This window comes from Fenollaria massiliensis (assembly GCF_000312505.2).
Classification (GTDB): Bacteria; Bacillota; Clostridia; order Tissierellales; family Peptoniphilaceae; genus Fenollaria; species Fenollaria massiliensis.
This window is the reverse complement of sequence record NZ_HG326227.1, coordinates 1-18,164: the sequence shown is the minus strand read 5'-3', so window position 1 is coordinate 18,164 and position 18,164 is coordinate 1. Positions and strand designations below refer to the sequence as shown.

At 34.7% G+C, this 18,164-nt stretch carries 17 protein-coding genes and 6 tRNA genes; 4 read left to right on the top strand and 19 right to left on the bottom strand.

Features of this window, described 5'->3' with window-relative positions; genetic code table 11:
- Nucleotides 1–58: 58 nt before the first annotated feature.
- The 10 genes from BN30_RS05820 to yedE form a co-directional block, all read right to left on the bottom strand.
- A complete protein-coding gene (locus BN30_RS05820) occupies nucleotides 59–1,192 on the bottom strand; it encodes a hypothetical protein (RefSeq protein ID WP_195890975.1) in 1,134 nt (377 codons plus the stop codon).
- A complete protein-coding gene (locus BN30_RS05815) occupies nucleotides 1,180–2,160 on the bottom strand; it encodes a nucleotidyl transferase family protein (protein WP_019214568.1) in 981 nt (326 codons plus the stop codon). Before BN30_RS05815 ends, BN30_RS05820 begins: the two co-directional genes overlap by 13 nt.
- Before the next feature lie 2 nt (nucleotides 2,161–2,162).
- A complete protein-coding gene (gene mnmA / locus BN30_RS05810; protein WP_019214567.1) occupies nucleotides 2,163–3,209 on the bottom strand; it encodes a tRNA 2-thiouridine(34) synthase MnmA in 1,047 nt (348 codons plus the stop codon).
- Nucleotide 3,210: 1 nt separating this feature from the next.
- Nucleotides 3,211–4,539 carry a phosphoglucosamine mutase gene (glmM, locus tag BN30_RS05805; protein WP_019214566.1) on the bottom strand — a complete coding sequence of 443 codons (1,329 nt, stop codon included), beginning with the start codon at nucleotides 4,537–4,539 and terminating at the stop codon, nucleotides 3,211–3,213.
- Nucleotides 4,539–5,858, bottom strand: coding sequence for a CCA tRNA nucleotidyltransferase (locus BN30_RS09190; protein ID WP_154648846.1), 1,320 nt, complete (start codon nucleotides 5,856–5,858; stop codon nucleotides 4,539–4,541). The genes glmM and BN30_RS09190 overlap by 1 nt, the downstream gene beginning before the upstream one ends.
- Before the next feature lie 100 nt (nucleotides 5,859–5,958).
- A complete protein-coding gene (locus tag BN30_RS05795) occupies nucleotides 5,959–8,526 on the bottom strand; it encodes a hypothetical protein (protein ID WP_154648845.1) in 2,568 nt (855 codons plus the stop codon).
- A gap of 5 nt (nucleotides 8,527–8,531) precedes the next feature.
- Entirely contained in the window at nucleotides 8,532–10,013 is a 1,482-nt protein-coding gene (locus BN30_RS05790; RefSeq protein WP_019214563.1) for a copper amine oxidase N-terminal domain-containing protein, read from the bottom strand.
- Nucleotides 10,014–10,401: 388 nt separating this feature from the next.
- Complete coding sequence (locus tag BN30_RS05785; protein WP_019214562.1) at nucleotides 10,402–10,674, bottom strand: putative Se/S carrier protein; 273 nt, start codon at nucleotides 10,672–10,674, stop codon at nucleotides 10,402–10,404.
- Nucleotides 10,652–10,864 (bottom strand): sulfurtransferase TusA family protein, encoded by a 213-nt coding sequence (locus tag BN30_RS05780; RefSeq protein ID WP_019214561.1) that lies wholly within the window; start codon nucleotides 10,862–10,864, stop codon nucleotides 10,652–10,654. Before BN30_RS05780 ends, BN30_RS05785 begins: the two co-directional genes overlap by 23 nt.
- Nucleotides 10,854–11,930 carry a YedE family putative selenium transporter gene (yedE, locus tag BN30_RS05775; RefSeq protein WP_019214560.1) on the bottom strand — a complete coding sequence of 359 codons (1,077 nt, stop codon included), beginning with the start codon at nucleotides 11,928–11,930 and terminating at the stop codon, nucleotides 10,854–10,856. Before yedE ends, BN30_RS05780 begins: the two co-directional genes overlap by 11 nt.
- 207 nt (nucleotides 11,931–12,137) lie before the next feature.
- Between yedE and BN30_RS05770 the strand changes: the two genes are divergently transcribed.
- The 4 genes from BN30_RS05770 to BN30_RS05755 all read left to right on the top strand — a co-directional run bounded on the left by BN30_RS05770 (nucleotide 12,138) and on the right by BN30_RS05755 (nucleotide 15,162).
- Nucleotides 12,138–12,893, top strand: a complete 756-nt coding sequence (locus BN30_RS05770; RefSeq protein ID WP_019214559.1) for an acyl-CoA dehydratase activase — start codon at nucleotides 12,138–12,140, stop codon at nucleotides 12,891–12,893.
- Nucleotides 12,894–12,958: 65 nt separating this feature from the next.
- Nucleotides 12,959–13,627, top strand: coding sequence for a hypothetical protein (locus BN30_RS05765; protein WP_195890974.1), 669 nt, complete (start codon nucleotides 12,959–12,961; stop codon nucleotides 13,625–13,627).
- Nucleotides 13,620–14,897 (top strand): double-cubane-cluster-containing anaerobic reductase, encoded by a 1,278-nt coding sequence (locus BN30_RS05760; protein WP_019214557.1) that lies wholly within the window; start codon nucleotides 13,620–13,622, stop codon nucleotides 14,895–14,897. Before BN30_RS05765 ends, BN30_RS05760 begins: the two co-directional genes overlap by 8 nt.
- Nucleotides 14,898–14,901: 4 nt before the next feature.
- The gene (locus BN30_RS05755) at nucleotides 14,902–15,162 is read left to right on the top strand and encodes a putative Se/S carrier protein (protein WP_019214556.1); all 261 of its coding nucleotides are present in this window, start codon (nucleotides 14,902–14,904) and stop codon (nucleotides 15,160–15,162) included.
- A 38-nt stretch (nucleotides 15,163–15,200) separates the two neighbouring features.
- Here BN30_RS05755 and BN30_RS05750 read toward each other — a convergent pair whose 3' ends face one another.
- The 9 genes from BN30_RS05750 to BN30_RS05710 form a co-directional block, all read right to left on the bottom strand.
- Nucleotides 15,201–15,683, bottom strand: coding sequence for an NUDIX hydrolase (locus BN30_RS05750; protein WP_019214555.1), 483 nt, complete (start codon nucleotides 15,681–15,683; stop codon nucleotides 15,201–15,203).
- 13 nt (nucleotides 15,684–15,696) lie between these two features.
- Entirely contained in the window at nucleotides 15,697–16,212 is a 516-nt protein-coding gene (locus BN30_RS05745; protein ID WP_019214554.1) for a hypothetical protein, read from the bottom strand.
- A gap of 444 nt (nucleotides 16,213–16,656) precedes the next feature.
- Nucleotides 16,657–17,433 (bottom strand): ADP-ribosylglycohydrolase family protein, encoded by a 777-nt coding sequence (locus tag BN30_RS05740; protein ID WP_019214553.1) that lies wholly within the window; start codon nucleotides 17,431–17,433, stop codon nucleotides 16,657–16,659.
- Between the two features lie 73 nt (nucleotides 17,434–17,506).
- Nucleotides 17,507–17,583: transfer RNA gene (locus tag BN30_RS05735), tRNA-Arg, on the bottom strand.
- Nucleotides 17,584–17,615: 32 nt separating this feature from the next.
- Nucleotides 17,616–17,692: transfer RNA gene (locus BN30_RS05730), tRNA-Arg, on the bottom strand.
- Nucleotides 17,693–17,810: 118 nt separating this feature from the next.
- Nucleotides 17,811–17,888, bottom strand: a tRNA-Arg gene (locus BN30_RS05725).
- A gap of 10 nt (nucleotides 17,889–17,898) precedes the next feature.
- Nucleotides 17,899–17,972 (bottom strand) — tRNA-Gly (locus BN30_RS05720).
- A gap of 25 nt (nucleotides 17,973–17,997) precedes the next feature.
- Nucleotides 17,998–18,072, bottom strand: a tRNA-Gly gene (locus BN30_RS05715).
- A 3-nt stretch (nucleotides 18,073–18,075) separates the two neighbouring features.
- A tRNA-Tyr gene (locus BN30_RS05710) sits at nucleotides 18,076–18,160 on the bottom strand.
- Nucleotides 18,161–18,164: the final 4 nt, after the last annotated feature.

Here is an 18,164-nt window from a genome sequence, read left to right as displayed (position 1 = left end):
CCAAAATATCTCTAAATATAACTTTGATAATAATTTAAGGTGCGCTAGGCACCCTAAACTATATATCTTTTTGATAAATTCTATATGTTATGTTAATTTTTGCTCCAAAGCTTTCAACGTCGTTCATCATATCTCTGTTATACTCCCAAATTGTTGATCCTTCAAGCTCTGTATAGCCCTTCTTAAGCGCGTTAAGATAAGTTTTTAAATACATTACGCTTGTAACGCCTTTTTTTCTATACTCCGGCACTACGAATAAAACGAAAAATCTAATTCTATTGATCTTTCTCTTATAATACAAGAATTTTAAAAATCCAAATGGGAACATTTTTCCATTCATCTTTTTAATTGCTTGATTATAATCTGGAAGTGTTATATTGAAACCGATTGGCTCGTTTGTTTTATTGTCTCTAGCTATAAATATAAGATCTGAATCGGCAAATGGTACTAGCTGCTTAACTATCTTTCTGATCTCTTCTTCTCTTGGTGGAGCGAAGTCGTCCCACTCACGTGGCAGTGCTCTTTCTAGAACGTTCATGATGTCCATGGCGTCCTTATCTACATTAGAAAGATTAATATTATCCACTCTAAAATCAAATTTCTTCATTGCATAAGGAACTAGCTTTTCATATCTCTCTATGTCAGCATTTTCAATGGTATCCTTGTATGCGTAGCAGTCAAAATACTTTTCAAAGCCATACTTTATAAAAAAGTCATTATAATATTTTTTATTGTATGTGTTCATTATAAATGGCTGTGCATCAAAATTATCTACGATAAAACCTCTGTTGTCCTCGCCGCCTGGAAGTGATAGAGGCCCCTTGACCTTTGTCATGCCATGAGATTTTAAAAATTCTATGGCCTTGTCAAGAAGTTTTTCAGCGTACTCATAATTTTCCACGCACTCAAACAAAGAGATGTATCCTTCTTTAAAGCCGTGATACTCATTAATAATGTTATTCACACCAACTAAAAGTCTTCCAACTACTTTATCATCATCATAACAGATGTACTTAATATTTGGTCCGGCTTCATTTAGGTCGTTGTCAACACCTTGAACATACTTAATATAGTCACTTCTTAGTGGCGGAACAAAATTTTTATCTCCTTCATAATTTTCATAAATAAAATCTACGAAATCATTTAGTGTTTTTTTGTCATTGACTTCTTTTATACTTATCAATGTAAGCACCTCTCTTTTAAATATTCATACACATCTTGGCTTAAGTATTTTTTAATGCTTTCAAAATCTGTTTCTATGCCTTCTCTAAGCTTTGATGCGCTTATATACTCGTTATTTATCTTTTTTCTCTCAATAAATTCGCTCTCAACACCATATTCAAAAAGTATCTTCTTCATCATCTCATTATATTTTTCAGTAACTTTGTCAATGGGCTCAGTGCCAAAATATCTTTTTTTGATATTTAAGTCCTTTGCTATGCGCTTTGCAAATATCTTTGCGTCAAGCTCTGTATATACCTTGAGTTTATCTGTATCCTTCTTTAAAAAATATGTTGGGAATGTCGCTCTTGAAATAATGTATGGACCTGATTTATACACATGTACACGGTCATTATTATGATAATGATTTTTAACTATCTCATATCTATCCTTAGTACTAAAGTATGAAGCATCCTCTTCTAAAACGAAAATTATTAAGTCACGAGCCTCTTCTAAGGCTTTATCTACTAGATATTCGTGACCAAGTGTGAGTGGATTTGCATTCATAACGATTGCACTATACTCATCTTTATCAAGGTCTTTCTTAATATTTTGAATCCAATCAGCATATTTAAAGAATCCGCCTTCTAATAGCACAACATCTTCAGTTTTTTCAATAACGTCCATAGATAATGAAGTGAAAATATTTTCATTTTTTGCCTTGGTGAACACAAAATAAGTTCTGTATCCCTTGGAAATGATGTCTTCAAGCGCACTATTGATCAGCTCTATGGCTAGTCCTTCGCCTTGATACGCTTTGTCAATGTAGAAGAATTTGATTAGATTCTTCTTTACTGATACTGTGGCGATTATATCACCAGCATCTCTTATAGCGTAGCTCGCATCAACATCTTCATAGATAACTTCTTTATCTAATAAAAATTCTTCAAGAGCCTTTTCGCTCGATGAGCCTTTAATTATTTTATCTACATAAAACATAGCTAATCCACTATAACGCCGCCGCCTACAACAGTTCTGCCATCGTATACAACTAGGCTTTGTGAAAGAGTTATAGCTCTTTGTGGCTCTTCAAAAGTAACTGTATAAGTACCGTCGTCATTTTTCTTTATTTTTGCTTTTTCATCATTCGATCTATATCTAACTTTTGCTGTATATACCTTATCTTCATCGATCTCATCAATTGAAATCCAGTTGACATCTTTAATTATAGCAGTCTTTTTAAATAAATCCTCTTCTGGTCCAAGAATAATCTCGTTATGGATTGGATCTATCTTAGTCACAAAAGCTCTTTGACCTAAAGCAACATTTAGTCCACGCCTTTGGCCTATGGTGTAGTTCCTAATGCCATCGTGCTCACCTAACACTTTGCCACTCTTATCTTTAATAGGACCCTTCTTGCTAATATTTTCTGAATATTTATTTAAAAATGCCTTATAATCATCATTTGCAATAAAGCAAATCTCTTGCGAATCCTTTTTATTATAAACAGGTATGCCGGCTTCCTTGGCAATGGCTCTAGTTTTGTCCTTGTCCATAGCACCAACAGGGAATATCGCGTCTTTTAATTGATCTTGCTTGATATTATATAAAAAATAGCTTTGGTCTTTTCTGATATTTGAAGATTTTTCTAGATAATGAATACCATCTTCTTCGTATTTTTCAACATAATGACCAGTTGCAATAAAATCAGCATCAAAATTTTTCATCTCATCGTGAAATCTTTTGAATTTAATATTTTTATTACAAAAGATACAAGGGTTTGGCGTATGACCAAGCTCGTACTCGCGGATAAATGGCCCAATAACCTTCTCTTTGAAGTCTTCCTTGTAATCAACCACGTGATGCTCTATGCCAAGATAGTCTGATACTCTCTTTGCGTCCTCTATCATCCTTGTGTAATTGTCTTTAATAATATCGTCGCACAAATTAAATGTGATAGCTACTACATCGTATCCTTGCTTTTTTAGTAAATATGCGCTGACGGAGCTATCTACCCCGCCCGATAAAGCTATTAAAACTCTCTTCAAACTATTTCGTCTCTCTTTCTATCAAATCAACTAAATCTTTAGCTAATCTTTTTAATTCATCTTCATCCTCGCCCTCAAGCATAACCCTTAGAAGCGGCTCAGTGCCTGATGGTCTGATGACTACCCTCATGTCTGGGTTGTTCTTTATTAATTCATCTATAGCGTTTTTAACGCTTTTTATATCTAAAACTTTATTTTTTATCTCGTTAGTAACTTTTGCGTTTAAAAGTACTTGTGGATATGTTTTCATAAGTCCGTTTAATTCAGCGGCTGTCTTTTTTAGCTCTACCATGGCATTTATCAAAAATATCGCACTTAAAAGGCCATCGCCAGTATTTTGATAATCCTTTAATATTATATGACCCGATTGTTCGCCGCCAAGTGATAAGTCATCCTTAATTAATTCAGCTAGTACATATCTATCGCCAACGCTTGTCACATCAAGCTCTACGCCAATAGTATCAAGATACTTCTTTAGGCCAATGTTTGACATGATAGTCGCAACAAGTTTATTCTTCTTAAGCTTATCATGTTTTTTCAAATATGTCGCAAGCGCTGCTAATATATGGTCTCCGTCCATAATCTCGCCTTCATTATCAACCACTTGTAATCTATCCGCATCGCCGTCAAAGGCTATACCTATATCTGCCTTATTCTCTTTAACAGTTTCTATAAGTGATTCTAAGTGAGTTGATCCGCAGTTTTTATTGATGTTTCTGCCATTTGGCTCGTCGTGAATGTATATCATTTCAGCACCTGATGCGTTTAAAACTTCTTTCGCAGTCACATAATTCGCTCCATTTGACATATCGCAAACAATTTTAAGGCCGCTGTAGTCCTTCATAAGTGAGCATAAGTAGCTTACGTACTCAGTTTTATCAATCTCATCAGTGATGAAATTACCAAAACGCTCTGGTTTTTTTACTTCTTTGTCATTTAGCATATTAGTTTCAATCGCTTCTTCAACTTCGTCCGCAAGCTTATAGCCGTCCTTGTTAAAAACCTTTATACCGTTGTATTCATAAGGGTTATGAGATGCAGAGACAACGATGCCGAATAAAGAATCGTTCTTGCTAATTATATAGCTTGCTTCTGGTGTCGATGTTACGTTTAAATCATATACATCAAGTCCCATAGATGTGATGGCTGCTGCAAGTGAAAGTTTTATCATGTCCTTTGACTCTCTTGTGTCGCTAGCTATAAAAACTTTTTTGCCCTCACCGCCAATAAAGTAGTCTGCTATATATTTACCTAATTTGTATGAAAATTCACTAGTTAAAAACTCGCCAGCGACGCCTCTAACGCCGTCCGTGCCAAATAATTTCTTCATTATTTTTCCTCCATATATTCTTTAAGAAGCGGGAGCAAAATTTCTCTGTCGTTCTCAAGCTCGCCTAAACTCACCATTTCTTTAATTTTTCCAAGTGCATGCGCAAATTTTTTGCCCGGCGCATAGCCCATGGCAATCAAATCATCGCCGCTAACAGCAAGTTTCAGCTCGCCGCTTTTATCAAGACTATCCTCTATCTCTTTTATGTAAGTCTCGAATTTTGTGATATTATCAAGCTCTCGTCCAGGCCTAGTCGCAATAGTATCTGCCCTGATTAAATCAAGATAGCGATAGATATTGTCCTTGCCATAATAATTATAAAGCCTTCTCACAGCCTTGATTCCAAAGTTCGGGTCCTGCTTCATGTGCTTTAAGATGAGATCATGAACCAAATTTATAGTCTTCTTATCATAATTAAATTTTTTTAAAATATCTACTGCCATCTCGGCGCCAACCTTGTCGTGATCGTAGTAGTGCGAGATGTCCCCATCTTCAGAACGTGTCAATGGTTTTGCAACGTCATGAAAAAGTGCCGCAAGACGCGTTGGAAGGTCTTTTTCAGTCGCTTCAACTGCCTTCATCGTATGAGTAAATAAATCGTAGCTATGATAAGGATTGTTCTGGTCGTAATTAAACTCGGTATCAATCTCAGGAAGCACTTCCTTCAAAATGCCCAGCTCGTACATAAGAGTAAAAGCATATTGAACATTGTCAAGAAGCAGAATCTTGTTAAATTCTTCACGAAATTTGTCCTTTGAAAGAGTTTTTACGAAAGGCGCATATTTTTTCGCTGCCTTAAAAGTCTCTTGCTCTATCTCAAAACCTAGCTTCGCCGCAAAGCGCACTAAACGCAGTATTCTCAAGTAGTCCTTGGCAAAACTTTCGTAATGATCAATCACAGTTCTTAAAATTTTCGCATCAAGATCCTTTTTTGACTGAAGAAAATCATAAATATTTTTATTCTCATCCATTAGCATGGTGTTTATGGTGAAGTCACGCCTAATAAGGTCTTCTTTGACATCACTCGTAAAACTTAAAGTGCTCGGGTGCCTTCCATCAGCGTAATCATCTTCACGCCTAAAAGTAGTTATCTCAATCGCATTCTCGCCCTTAATCTTGACAGAGCCATATTTCATAAATTTAGTATCAAGCTCATAATCACTTAAAAGATTTATTATCTCATCAGGCTTCTTTGCCGTGCAAATGTCTATGTCGTATACATCCTTGCACAGCAAATAGTCCCTCACAGCACCTCCAACAATGTATGAGGAACTTCCTAATCTTTTCAAGATATCAATAGCGTAATCTAAATTTTCCATAATATACAATAAATTATACCATATTTATAAGAAAAAATCAAAAATTCATCACTACGCAATAAAAAAAGAACAACTCTTGTCGTTCATCTTATTATTTTATCTAGTTTCCTGATTTTCTAAAGTCTGGTCTTGAGAAGCTGTCCTCCCACATGTTGCCGACTATCTTGATTGTTCCTGTATTCATACCTGTAGCAAAGAAACCTCTACCGTTTAGGTCTACAGTATCTAAGCTTGCCACTGTATAATCATTACCTGATGGATAATCTAAGTATACATAATGAAGTGGTCCTGGTCTATATGCTGGTATTAGATTAGGTTCACCTTTAGTTCTCCAGAATGCATGGTAATATTTTGTTGGGTCTGAACTTATTCTGAATGTACTTGTCATTTCACCCCATTTAATTGGTCTCTTTCTTACCATTGATGATTTTACTGGCACACTCTCAATTTCAGTAGAGTCTTTTGATTTTTTATTATATATTTCTACATTAGATATTACCCTAGGTCTGAATGTAGTTCTTCTTAATTGACTTCTAAGTGTTTCTTCTATAAATGTCTTGTCAATAGATGATGACCTCTCTGGTGCATTTGCTCTTGAATCATACTGTACATTTGAGTCAAATAATCCATAACTTGATCTGTAGTTGTTAGTTCTTACATTTAAATTAGTAGCTTTATTAGGTCTAATCATAATTGGTCTATATCTATATGTTGATGGTTCCCTATCGTAGTCAGTTATCATTTGTACACCACTTGTATAGTTGAATCCATATCCTGACTTCATCTTAGAATTGTCATTTGATTTTGGTATTGGTGTTAGTTTTGTATTGCCAAATGGTCTCATTATTGTGTGATACTCAACTAAAGCTGTTTCTCTATACTTATATTCACGTCTTTGTTTATATACTGGTGGAATAGATCCTGATAAAAATGGACCTTTTGTTGTTTCCCCTTCAGGATACTTTTCATTTACACCTATTGTAAACTTTTCTAGTTCATCTCTTACGCATCTGTACCTTGTTTCATATCTATCACAAGTACCATCAGTATTTCTGAATGCACATGCTTGATATGACTCCCATTCAACACACTTACATCTATAGTCGTAGGATGGTTCTATATTATGATGCCAATCATACTTTTGGTATATTTCATGAGTATATATATCATACCTCGGCTCTACTTTAATCCAATATTGTTTAGTACAGAACCCATTTGTTGTTCTTGCTTTATCCCATGTATTTGTATTCAAATTAAGAGCAGTTACGTCCATACTTTTATTCGGTGCTTTTAGAAATACTTTAAATTTATTACCATTTTGATTATATTTTGAAGCAACTCTTGAGTTTCTTGCCTCCATTTCCCTTACATGGTTTATAGATTCTGTTATTATTGGATTTATACTATATACTTGATCATACCATCCATTAAAATGCTCAGTCCAAGTAACTTTATATGGTATTCCTGAAAGTTTATTTCCATCAACAAATGGATTCCACTTTCTAGCCTCACTACCATTTCCTCTATAAGATGTTTTCCAGTAGTTATCATTAAATCTATCCATTGGTTTCTTTTTATTAAAGTTGTTGATTCCATTGTTTAATATATCAGTATTTGAAAAGCTTCTATCACCTATTGGATTCATTATCTCTGAAAACTGTAAATATCCTGGCATTTGATCATCACATAAACCAGTTTCGTTAATTTTCCAAGGATCACTATTATTTGGAGTTGTTGTAGTATATGATGACTTAAAATCCTCAGTTTTTTCTATTATACAAGGTGCTTTATATCCTGTTTCAGTTCCGTCATCACAAGTTACTGGATACATTTTTAAATCTTTATTCCACTCAGCACAAGCCCTTTCATCTTCTGGTGTATCTTCGTCACATATTTTTTGTGGCGGATAGTTATATCTAAACGCTATTACAACGTCATCAGTTCTTATGTTTTCCATAATAGCTTCTATGTTAGCTTGTTCACCTTTTAATGCTGTTTTTACTGCATGGTCTTCCCATTTTTTCGCTTCTTTTGACTCGTTATTATTATTTAAGCCTCTGTATGCTTTTCGTAATTCTGCTTCTGATGGAGGATTCTTTCTTTCTCCAGACTTATATTTTTGCCACATTTCACATGCTTTATTATAGAAAGCAAGTTCTTGTCTGTTTCCACTTATAAGACTTGGTGTTTTAGTACCCTTAATAACGGGGTATTGCTTTCCATCTTTTCCTGTTTCTAAATGTGCATCAGTAGTTGTACCTAAAATTTCTGGTGGTAAATTTTTATCGCCAATACCTCCTTCTTGGTAAAATTTAGAACCTTTTTTATTGTTTTTTGCATCAGCATCAAATTGAAACCTATCCATATCAAATTGTTGAACGTTTCCATCGGCATCTTTTGATGCTTCTAAGTTTGTCAATTTATACTCATAATCAACATTTCCAGTCTCTTGGTTTATCCATGCTGTTAGTACTCCATCCCTAGTCTTCCATGTTCTTGGCTTTCCTTTGGGGTCTAAGTCTCTACGCCCAAATGAAATCATAGATGCATGGTCTTGCATTTCTGGTGGTAATTCCACGCAATTCTTTTTAGCCAATGCATTTGTATTAAAAAAGCCTAGTATGAAGATAAACATCATACTAAGCATAACTTTAAAATATCTATTCAATTCCATCACTCCTTATATTCTACTCTTTCTGTAATAGTTAAAGCTTTATTTGATAAGTCAAAACCATTTTTTGAATTTATGCGTTTAATTTTAAAATTAGGTACATCTATTACTATATTTATACATCTAGTATTAATTTGCACAGAATAAATAAGCTTATCAACAATAACTTCACTTACTTCTTTAGCTTTGTTTATTCCAAATCTAAATATCCATCCATCTGTAGTTACATAACATGTTGGTTCAGTTTCTAGTATTGAGTCAATATTAGAGCCGCTTCCCGTAGAATTGTAGAAGTTTGTATCAAATATTCCAGTTCCATCATAAAAAGTATCTATAAATGGAGAAGCAAAAGGGTCTGTTGCAGTATTACTATTTTTTAAGAATTTTTTATTTTTATAAAACTCTTTAACATACTTTTCTTTTATTTCTCTATCCTTTAATAATTTCCAAAACTTTTCTTCATTACCTTCTTCTATATATTGAAATAAGTATGGACTTTGTTTGGCTATCTCTATATTAGAAGTATCTGATTGAGTAATAATAAAACTTTCTCCACTTTTTTTTATTCTTTCTTTACGACATTTTTCCCAAGTTATTTCTCCCTCTCCTATAATATATGTTCCTATTCTACTGTCATTTTTGTTTTCTCCAATGATTTTAAAATCAGGATTTGCTGGAGACGATTCTACTCTTCTAAATCTTTTTGGAATTTCAGATTCAAATACAGTCCCTTTACCAAAGATAAGAGTATCTCCATTATCAATAAAATCAGATGCACTTACTGTATAGTTGTCTTGATATAATGTATAACCTCCTGATAATTTAACTTCAGGTCTTGCTGTAGGTTTTTTATTTATATCTACTGTTTGACCGCTAGCTAGTGTTATCTTTGTCTTGCTATTTTGTGTAGGTGTTTGTGGTGTTGTTGGTCTTGGTTGTTGGGATGCTGTAGCTGTTGTTGTTTGTGCTGCGCCTGGTGTTAATACTACTTCCTTTGCTTTATTGTCCCAATCAACTTTGAAGCCTAATGTCTCTGCTATGTTTCTTATAGGTAAGAATGTTTTTGATATTGCTGGGTCGATTTGTGCTGGCACATCAATTGTTACTGCTTTGCCATCTGCCCACATAAGTGGTTTTCCTACTGGGTATGATATTGTCTTGCCATCATATGTGATGTCGACTATGTGGTTAGCGCCGTCCCACTCTACTTTAGCTCCTTCGATTACGTTTACAAGGTCTCTTACTCCTACGCATGTTCTTCCATTAACTACTCTTAAACCATCTGTCATCTTTTGATCGACTCTGACTTTTTCTCCGTCTTTGATGATAAATAGTTTTACTTCGCCTTGGAAGTGTTTAACCTCTTGTTTAATTGCCGGAACTTTCTTAAATTCTTTGATTGCTTCGTCTGGTGCTGCTAGGGCTGTTGCTGTTAATACTTGGGCTGCTATGATTGACGTTAATATTAGTTTTTTTGCTCTCATTGTAAACTCTCCTTTTTTATTTATACTTTATCTTAATTATACAATAATTTTGTAAATATTGCTAGTGCTCCAAAATAAAAAATGGCTTTGTGGATATAAGTTCAAACATGTTCATATTTTTAAATATGAACATAGTTTATTTTGTTTTTGTGTATAGTTTTATGAAATGTAACAATTATTGCTAGAATTTTGGGTGTAATGAAAGATTTTTTTCAAGTGCAATAAAAAGTAGTGTTTTTTGTATAATTTTTTAAATTCTTTTTAAATTGCATCTTTGTCTATGTTTTTTGTGCTTTTTAATGTTTTATTATATTTATATATACATTTTGTAAATTCTCCATATTTATTTCCAAAAGAAAAACAGCCACATAATGTAGCTGTTAATCCATTATAATATCTCTTTTAATTTTTCGCTTTCGTATAAACAATAATCCTCAATTCTATCGACTTCATAATCAAATTCATCTATGACCTTTTCAAGAGCTTCTCTATTTTTAATCGAAGTGGCTAAACTATTGCCACAGGATGAAGAAAGATCTCTCGGTGTCGGTATGATGAGTGATTGGATACCAATCTCTTTGAGTTTATTATTTAGCATAAGGCACGATGATATTGAATAGAATGTTACTATGACAACATTATTTTGTTGCTGTGATTTCAAAATCTTCTCCACTTTCCTTAACTGCTACTTTGTAGCCAGCATTTTCAAGAAATCTTGATACATTTTCTTTAGCAACTTCTATGTCAACTAAAACTGTAATGCTCTTTGTGCCTTTATCAGCTTCATTTTTTGTTAATATAACTGGTTCTGGACAAGAAAGTCCTCTTGCATCTATAATGTTATTTGCCATTGTGAGCTCCTTTCTTTCTTTCAGCTATGATGTAGCAAGCAGCTATAGCTACTAGTACAAGTCCAACTATGACAGCTACTCTTCCTGATGGTGTAGTGCCTTTACCTGATGAAGCTAGGTTAAAGTTGTGTGATGCAGCAGCTCCGCAGATAAGACCGATAACTGTCATAAATGCGTCTGTATCACCTTGTGAAGCAAGTATTGTTTGTCTAATTGGGCAACCGCCTAGTAAAACTGCTGTTAAACCAACTAAACTCATTGATAAGAAGTTCCATAGGTGTTCTGAGTGAGCAATTGGTTGTTCAGCAAAACCTAGTTTGAATTGTCCTAGAGCCATGTTTAATACAGCGTTTGCAAGAACTATACCAATGATGCCATATAAGAAATGGTAGTCTTTAATTAAAACTGCATCTCTAAATCCAGCTGCTGTACAAAGTCTTGTTCTTTGTAAGATAGCTCCAACTATAAGTCCTGCGCATAATGACATTACAAATGGTGCGTGCATTGAGCCAGGTCCCTTTGCTGAGAAGTTTATAAACATAGGTTTAGCTAGTGCTAGAACTAAAAGTATTACAGCAAATATTGGCATAATAAGTCCTGATAATTTTGATTGATCATGGTTTCTACCAAGTGAGTAACCTTTTTTAATAAATACAATACCTACTAATATACCGCCTATAAAGCCTAGTAAACCTACTACAGCGTTTAGGTCTCCAGCGCCAATTCTTAGAAGCATTCTAAGTGGGCAGCCTAAAAATACTAAAGCGCCTATCATCATTAAGAAACCGTAAACGAAACGAAGTGCTGGGTTTGAGCCACCCTTTGCTCTAAATTCGCCTGTAGCCATAGAAATGATAAAAGCTCCTAATATAAAACCGATAATTTCTGGTCTTATATATTGAACTCCCTTTGCTCCGTGTAAGCCTAGAGCTCCAGCTATGTCTCTAAAGAAACATGCAACGCAGATACCCATGTTGCCAGGGTTACCGAAGTGCATTAATAAGGCTCCGATTATACCGATAATGGCGCCTCCAATGAAGATCATTAAGTTTTGTTTTTTCTTCATAATATCCCTCCTTTATACGAGTATATCATAATTATAAGACTTTTTCATTATTATAAGAAAATTTTATAGTTTAAGTCTTTATTATAAAAAATTATTATTAAAAATATTTATAATAAAGCCTCTAAGTATTAAATTATTTTATACTTATTGAATATGGCTTCCTAATGAGATATAATCAAATTAAGTATGTATTAAGTGAGGTGAATTATGCATTACATAGGAATTGACATAGGATCAACTGCTTCTAAAGCTGTTATCCTAGACGAAGAAAAAAAGAACATATTGCACGAAAAAATTATGCCGAGCGGCTGGAATAGTAAAGAAACTGGTGAAGAGATTAAAGGATGGATCAAATCACTAGGATACGGCGAAGATGATGTTAAAATCACTGCGACTGGCTACGGCAGAATCAGTGTGCCTTATGCTGACAGAACTGTTACTGAAATTACGTGCCACGCAAAAGGAGCTCACTTCTTAAATCCTGAGGACATGACAGTTATCGATATCGGTGGACAAGATACTAAGGTAATTATTGTGAAAAACTCAAACGTTATGGATTTTATCATGAATGACAAGTGCTCAGCAGGTACTGGAAAGTTTTTGGAAGTTATGGCCAATAGGCTTGGACTTTCACTAAATGAGATGTTTGAATTTGCTAAAAAAGGTAAATCAGTTAACATATCATCTGTTTGTACAGTATTTGCCGAATCAGAAGTAATTTCACTTATGGGCAAAGGAACTCCTCGTGAAGACATCGCAAGAGGCGTTGTTGACTCGATAGTTAAGAAAGTATCTGCCCTTGCCAATAGAAAAAATGCTTCAAACAATTATTTCTTAACTGGTGGTTTCTGTGACTCAGAATTTACTGTTGAGCTATTGAGCAAAAAACTTGGTGGACCAGTAAAAACTCATAAAGACGCAAGATTTGCTGGAGCCATAGGCGCTGCACTACTCGCAAAATAATGATAGACCTAGAATTTTTTAAAGACTTAAGGCGCAATGCCTATGTTGAAGCCGTCACTTTTAAAATGACTGAGAATAACGTCATCGGCTACTTTGCCAAAGACATCGACGAAGCATTCTTAATGAGCTACGGCCTCGTTCCCTACCCAATCGAATCGACTGACACTGAGATTTTACAATATGGCGAGTATAACACCTGCGATATGATAAGCGCGACTACCATTTACATGACTACAAAAAAGTGTCCACTCATCTATTCATCGAAAATATTTTTGATTGAAGATATTTGTAAAAAATTTACAGAAGTCTTTAGCGCTAATTGCGATAGATATATTTATAAATATAGTGGGGATATTGCAGGAACAGATATTGACGGCATAATAAAATCAGTTTACGGCTTTAATTTTGACGAGAAAAAATATAAAGAATATAAAAAAACATTTTCTAAAATCGATGAACTTTTAGAGACGATAGAAAAAAAGATTGAGCCGTATGAGTATAACATTATTAAATACTATATTAGATATGTGGCTGAACCTCAAAAAAGAGTAAAAATTCTTGAAAAGGTTTTAGAAGATAATATTAATGGCATTAATAAAACTAAATATAAATGTATTAATGTAGCCTGTCCAGAAATAATTCTGGATACACTAAAGAGCCCAATTTGTGAGAGCTACAAAAAAATCGACCTAGCTCCCAAGGGCTGTATATTAAAAGGAGGACAAAATGGATAAGAATCATGAAATGTGGAACAAACTAGGCATGGACATTGAAAAACATGATATGCTATGTGAAGTTTTACCAGGAGCTTTTGGAGACGTATTCCTAAGCCAAGAAAACAGACCAAAGGGTATGGACTACTGGAACATGGTAGTTGGAGATATCCACGGTATTAGACCAGCAGAATTAATCGAACATCAAAAAAACGGTGGCAAAGTAGTTGGAACATTCTGTATACACGTACCAGATGAAGTGCCTATAGCTGCTGGAGCAATAGTTACAGGACTTTGTAGTGGATCACAATTCTGGGTACCAGGAGGAGAAAAGAAACTTCCTACAGCAACTTGCCCACTAATCAAAGCATCACTAGGTGCAAGATTTGACAGAACTTGCCCATTCTTCAGAATAGCCGACTTATTCGTTGGTGAAACAACTTGTGACGGTAAGAAAAAAGCTTGGGAAATACTTGCAGAAGACGCACCAATGTTTATCATGGACATACCTCAAATGAAAAGAGACGAAGACTTCGAAAAATGGGAAGCAGAAATAAAACGCTACATCAAGAGAATCGAAGAACTAACTGGTAACAAAGTTACTGAAGAAGGTCTAAGAAAGGCTATACATATTGTTAACAACAAGAGAAAAGCATTAAAGAGACTTAATGAATTTAGAAAGAACGATCTAGTTCCAATAAGCGGTAAAGACGTTTTAGTTATCACACAAGTTGCTTTCTATGACGATCCAGAAAGAACTACACAAATGATTAATAAGCTTTGTGACGAACTTGAAGAAAGAGTTAAAAATAAAGTTTCAGTTTATAAACCAGGCGCAAAGAGAATACTTCTAACAGGTACACCACTTTCAATACCTAACTGGAAGATGCACCACATCATCGAATCACTAGGAGCAGCTGTTGTTTGTGAAGAAATGTGTACAGGAATTCGTTACAGCTACAAACTTGTTGAAGAAGATGATGGCGCTGATATGGATACTATGGTTCATAATCTTGCTCAAAGATACCTTGGCAGCATTAACTGCGCTTGCTTCACACCAAACCATGCAAGAATCGACGATATCGTAAGACTAGCTAAAGAGTACAAAGCAGACGGCGTTATCGACCTTAACCTTAAGTTCTGTAACCTATATGATACAGAAGGCTACTTCGTAGAAAAAGAACTTAACAAGCTAGGTATACCAGTTATGGGCATAGAAACAGACTACACAGATGAAGACGCAGAACAATTAAAGACAAGAATCGGTGCCTTCATAGAAATGCTTGACTAATAAAATGAAAGAGCTAAGAAACTACATTCTTTTGGGAGATTCAGAAACTGCATCAAAACTATACTATCTACTTAAAGATAATGGCTTTGATGTTACCATAGCACCAACGCCGAGAAATGCGGACCATTGCTGCGGCTTGTGCATTATTTATGAAGCTAAAGATAGAGAAAAGATAGCGATGCTTGCAGAAAAAAATTCCATCAAGATAGATAGATTTTGGGAAGACATCGTAAGAGATGATCCAAATAGAATGAGATTTTGCTAATATCAAGGGATAGGCCTGGAGCCTATCCCTTCTTTTTGTTAAACCTCTCTATTTAATAATATAGTTTTAAAATTAACACCATTTTGATAATAATAATCAACAGATTTGAATGCTTTATTTTTTAGAGCATAATCAAGAAATATCTTGTCCCCTTCCCAATGAGGACTGTTATAAAATTCTTCCTCACTCATAAACTTAAGAGTGCCCTCAGAACATTCTTTTATCTCGCCTGTATAATCATCGCTGTAATATACATACATTTTTTCATAAGTACTAGAACCTATGTCGATGTAGCGAACCTCGCCCATGTAATAAAAAGTCTTAAGTGTAAGATTCGTCTCTTCATACACCTCGCGCAAAATGCACTCATCCTTCGACTCGCCCGGCTCAATCTTACCGCCAATGCCAATGTATTTGCCATGATTAATATCATTTTTCTTTTTATTTCTGTATAAGAACAAAAATTTATTAGTAGTCTTGTCCTTGATGTATATAACAGTGTAAGCTTGTTTTAATTTCATAATAAATTACCTTTTATTTGCAAAATTTATTCCAAAAATCCACCCAGCTGCCATGTACTTCTCTTTGGTCAATGTAAGTAAAAGTATCTTCATCATACCAATCATGGTTAACTATATCATCAATAGTCTCAGGAACAAAAAAGTTGAAAAATTCTTTCTTGAACGAACTTCCATACTGTAAATAATATGCACCTACCATCTTTGTAAAATTGGTTTTCTTTACATCTTGTGGTTTATACAAAAGTGCTTCTCCAACCTGATTTAAATCAGGGCTTACTTCAAGAAAAACTAAACTTAAATCATCTTCCTTATAGCCAAGTATAAAACTTCTGTATTTATAGGAAACGGTACGAAGCACTACGAAATTCGCACCACTAATATCTTCTGAATAAGCATAAACTATTTTATATTCCGAACCATTATCTACTTGCTTATCAAAGATTTCTCTCATGCGATTTTTGTTTTCATTGCTTTTTACATTATCTAACTCAACTGTTTTTTTGCCACCAAATAAATTAAACAATCCCATTTTATTGCCTCCTATCATAATTTTAATTTCTTCTGTTAGTTATAGTATTTTTGCGTTATTCCATTTATTAACTCAGTATAAACAAACTCAATAATTCCATTCTCTTCAAAAAGCCTTAAATGATAATGTATTTTAAGCCGCTAACTCATAAAGCATCTAAAAGGTCTTGTGCCGTCTTTGCTGTAGTGCCAATGTTGTAATTATTTTCAATCTTGCAGAATTACTTACTAAATTAATCTCTTTTAGTGTGCTTAATATGTGAACCTCATTCATTTTCACATCATACTTACCATCTTTGAATATAAAATAGCATAAATTAATTCAACAGTCAAGTATTTTTTAACGTTTAAATATATTCTGTTAAAATTCTTTTATTTATAATGTTTATTTTATTAAAAACACAAAAAAAGCTACTAAGTTATAATACTTAGTAGCATATCTAATTTATTCAAATAAACATTCTTCAATTAATTCTTTATTCTTTAACTTATCTATCCACTCTTTTGGTATAGTATCATATCCATAAATTATTCCAGCAAGTCCACCTGTGACTGCAGCTGTTGTATCTGTATCACTGCCAAAGTTTACTGCTTTTAATACAGCATCCTTATAATTATCTGTATTTAATATACACCAAAGTGATGCTTTTAGTGTGTCAAGAACAAATCCGCCTGATTTAATTTCGCTTTCATCTATATTTTTTATTGCCTCATCAATATATTTTTCGCCCTTAATTAATTTTCTTGCTATATGAATATATTCTATACAAGCATTTTTCGATATTTCATGAGCGTGTGTGATGGCTGAAACATTAGCAATATCATCATCTGATGAATCTATAAACGCTAGTGGGAGTATTCTCATAAGTGAGCCATTACCATTGTCATGAAAGCCGTCCATGCCATGACCAATTTCAATAGCTTTGCGTGTAGTTCCGCCAACATCAAATACAGTACCGTTTGCAGTGAATTCATCATCATGTAGCCACGATTCAAAATTCTTTCTAATATCTTTTAAATCAATGCATCCTTTGTCTTTAATTGATTTTGCAGTAGCAAGTGTGAGCGATGTATCATCGGACCATGTGCCTGCTTCTTGATTCCATGTGCCGTGACCAATCATATCTGTGCAAATAAATGTGTGTCTTTCATTAAACTCGTATGGCACGCCTAATGCATCGCCAATAGCAAAACCATATATAGCTGATCTTAATTTTGACATAATTCAACCTCCATAATCATAATGATTTGTATATGAAAAAGGACCAAGTAGTTGAAAATACTTAGTCCTAAGGTGGCGCATCATGAGGGAGTCGAACCCCCGACCTTCTGGTTCGTAGCCAGACACTCTATCCAGCTGAGCTAATGATGCATGCAAGCAAAATTATTTAAATTTTACTGCAATGGCGCGACTAGGAGGAGTCGAACCCCCGGCACACGGATTAGAAGTCCGTTGCTCTATCCAGCTGAGCTATAGTCGCACATTATTGTATTTAATCGTAATATCATAACTAGAATGTCCGCTTCGTAGCCAGATGGTCTATAGAGTTATAATATTTATGCAAAAAAGCAGCAAAAGAATATTAAGTTTTGCTGCTATGGCGCGACTAGGAGGAGTCGAACCCCCCGGCACACGGATTAGAAGTCCGTTGCTCTATCCAGCTGAGCTATAGTCGCATGTAACGTATGGAGCGGGTGAAGGGAATCGGACCCTCGCAACCAGCTTGGAAGGCTGGGGCTCTACCACTGAGCTACACCCGCAAATTTTGCGGTATTAAAAAAAATATGGAGCGGAAAACGAGATTCGAACTCGCGACCCTCGCCTTGGCAAGGCGATGCTCTACCACTGAGCCATTTCCGCATATGGTGGAAGAGAGTGGATTTGAACCACTGAAAGCTTAGCTAACGGATTTACAGTCCGCCCCCTTTAGCCACTTGGGTACTCTTCCATAA

Bases quoted from the DNA above. Each gene is read 5' to 3' on its own strand.
- BN30_RS05815 (WP_019214568.1), bottom strand. From the start codon at position 2,160: ATGTTTTATGTAGATAAAATAATTAAAGGCTCATCGAGCGAAAAGGCT.
- glmM (WP_019214566.1), bottom strand. From the start codon at position 4,539: ATGAAGAAATTATTTGGCACGGACGGCGTTAGAGGCGTCGCTGGCGAG.
- BN30_RS09190 (WP_154648846.1), bottom strand. From the start codon at position 5,858: ATGGAAAATTTAGATTACGCTATTGATATCTTGAAAAGATTAGGAAGT.
- BN30_RS05790 (WP_019214563.1), bottom strand. From the start codon at position 10,013: ATGAGAGCAAAAAAACTAATATTAACGTCAATCATAGCAGCCCAAGTA.
- BN30_RS05780 (WP_019214561.1), bottom strand. From the start codon at position 10,864: ATGGCAAATAACATTATAGATGCAAGAGGACTTTCTTGTCCAGAACCA.
- yedE (WP_019214560.1), bottom strand. From the start codon at position 11,930: ATGAAGAAAAAACAAAACTTAATGATCTTCATTGGAGGCGCCATTATC.
- BN30_RS05770 (WP_019214559.1), top strand. From the start codon at position 12,138: ATGCATTACATAGGAATTGACATAGGATCAACTGCTTCTAAAGCTGTT.
- BN30_RS05765 (WP_195890974.1), top strand. From the start codon at position 12,959: ATGACTGAGAATAACGTCATCGGCTACTTTGCCAAAGACATCGACGAA.
- BN30_RS05760 (WP_019214557.1), top strand. From the start codon at position 13,620: ATGGATAAGAATCATGAAATGTGGAACAAACTAGGCATGGACATTGAA.
- BN30_RS05755 (WP_019214556.1), top strand. From the start codon at position 14,902: ATGAAAGAGCTAAGAAACTACATTCTTTTGGGAGATTCAGAAACTGCA.
- BN30_RS05750 (WP_019214555.1), bottom strand. From the start codon at position 15,683: ATGAAATTAAAACAAGCTTACACTGTTATATACATCAAGGACAAGACT.
- BN30_RS05745 (WP_019214554.1), bottom strand. From the start codon at position 16,212: ATGGGATTGTTTAATTTATTTGGTGGCAAAAAAACAGTTGAGTTAGAT.
- BN30_RS05740 (WP_019214553.1), bottom strand. From the start codon at position 17,433: ATGTCAAAATTAAGATCAGCTATATATGGTTTTGCTATTGGCGATGCA.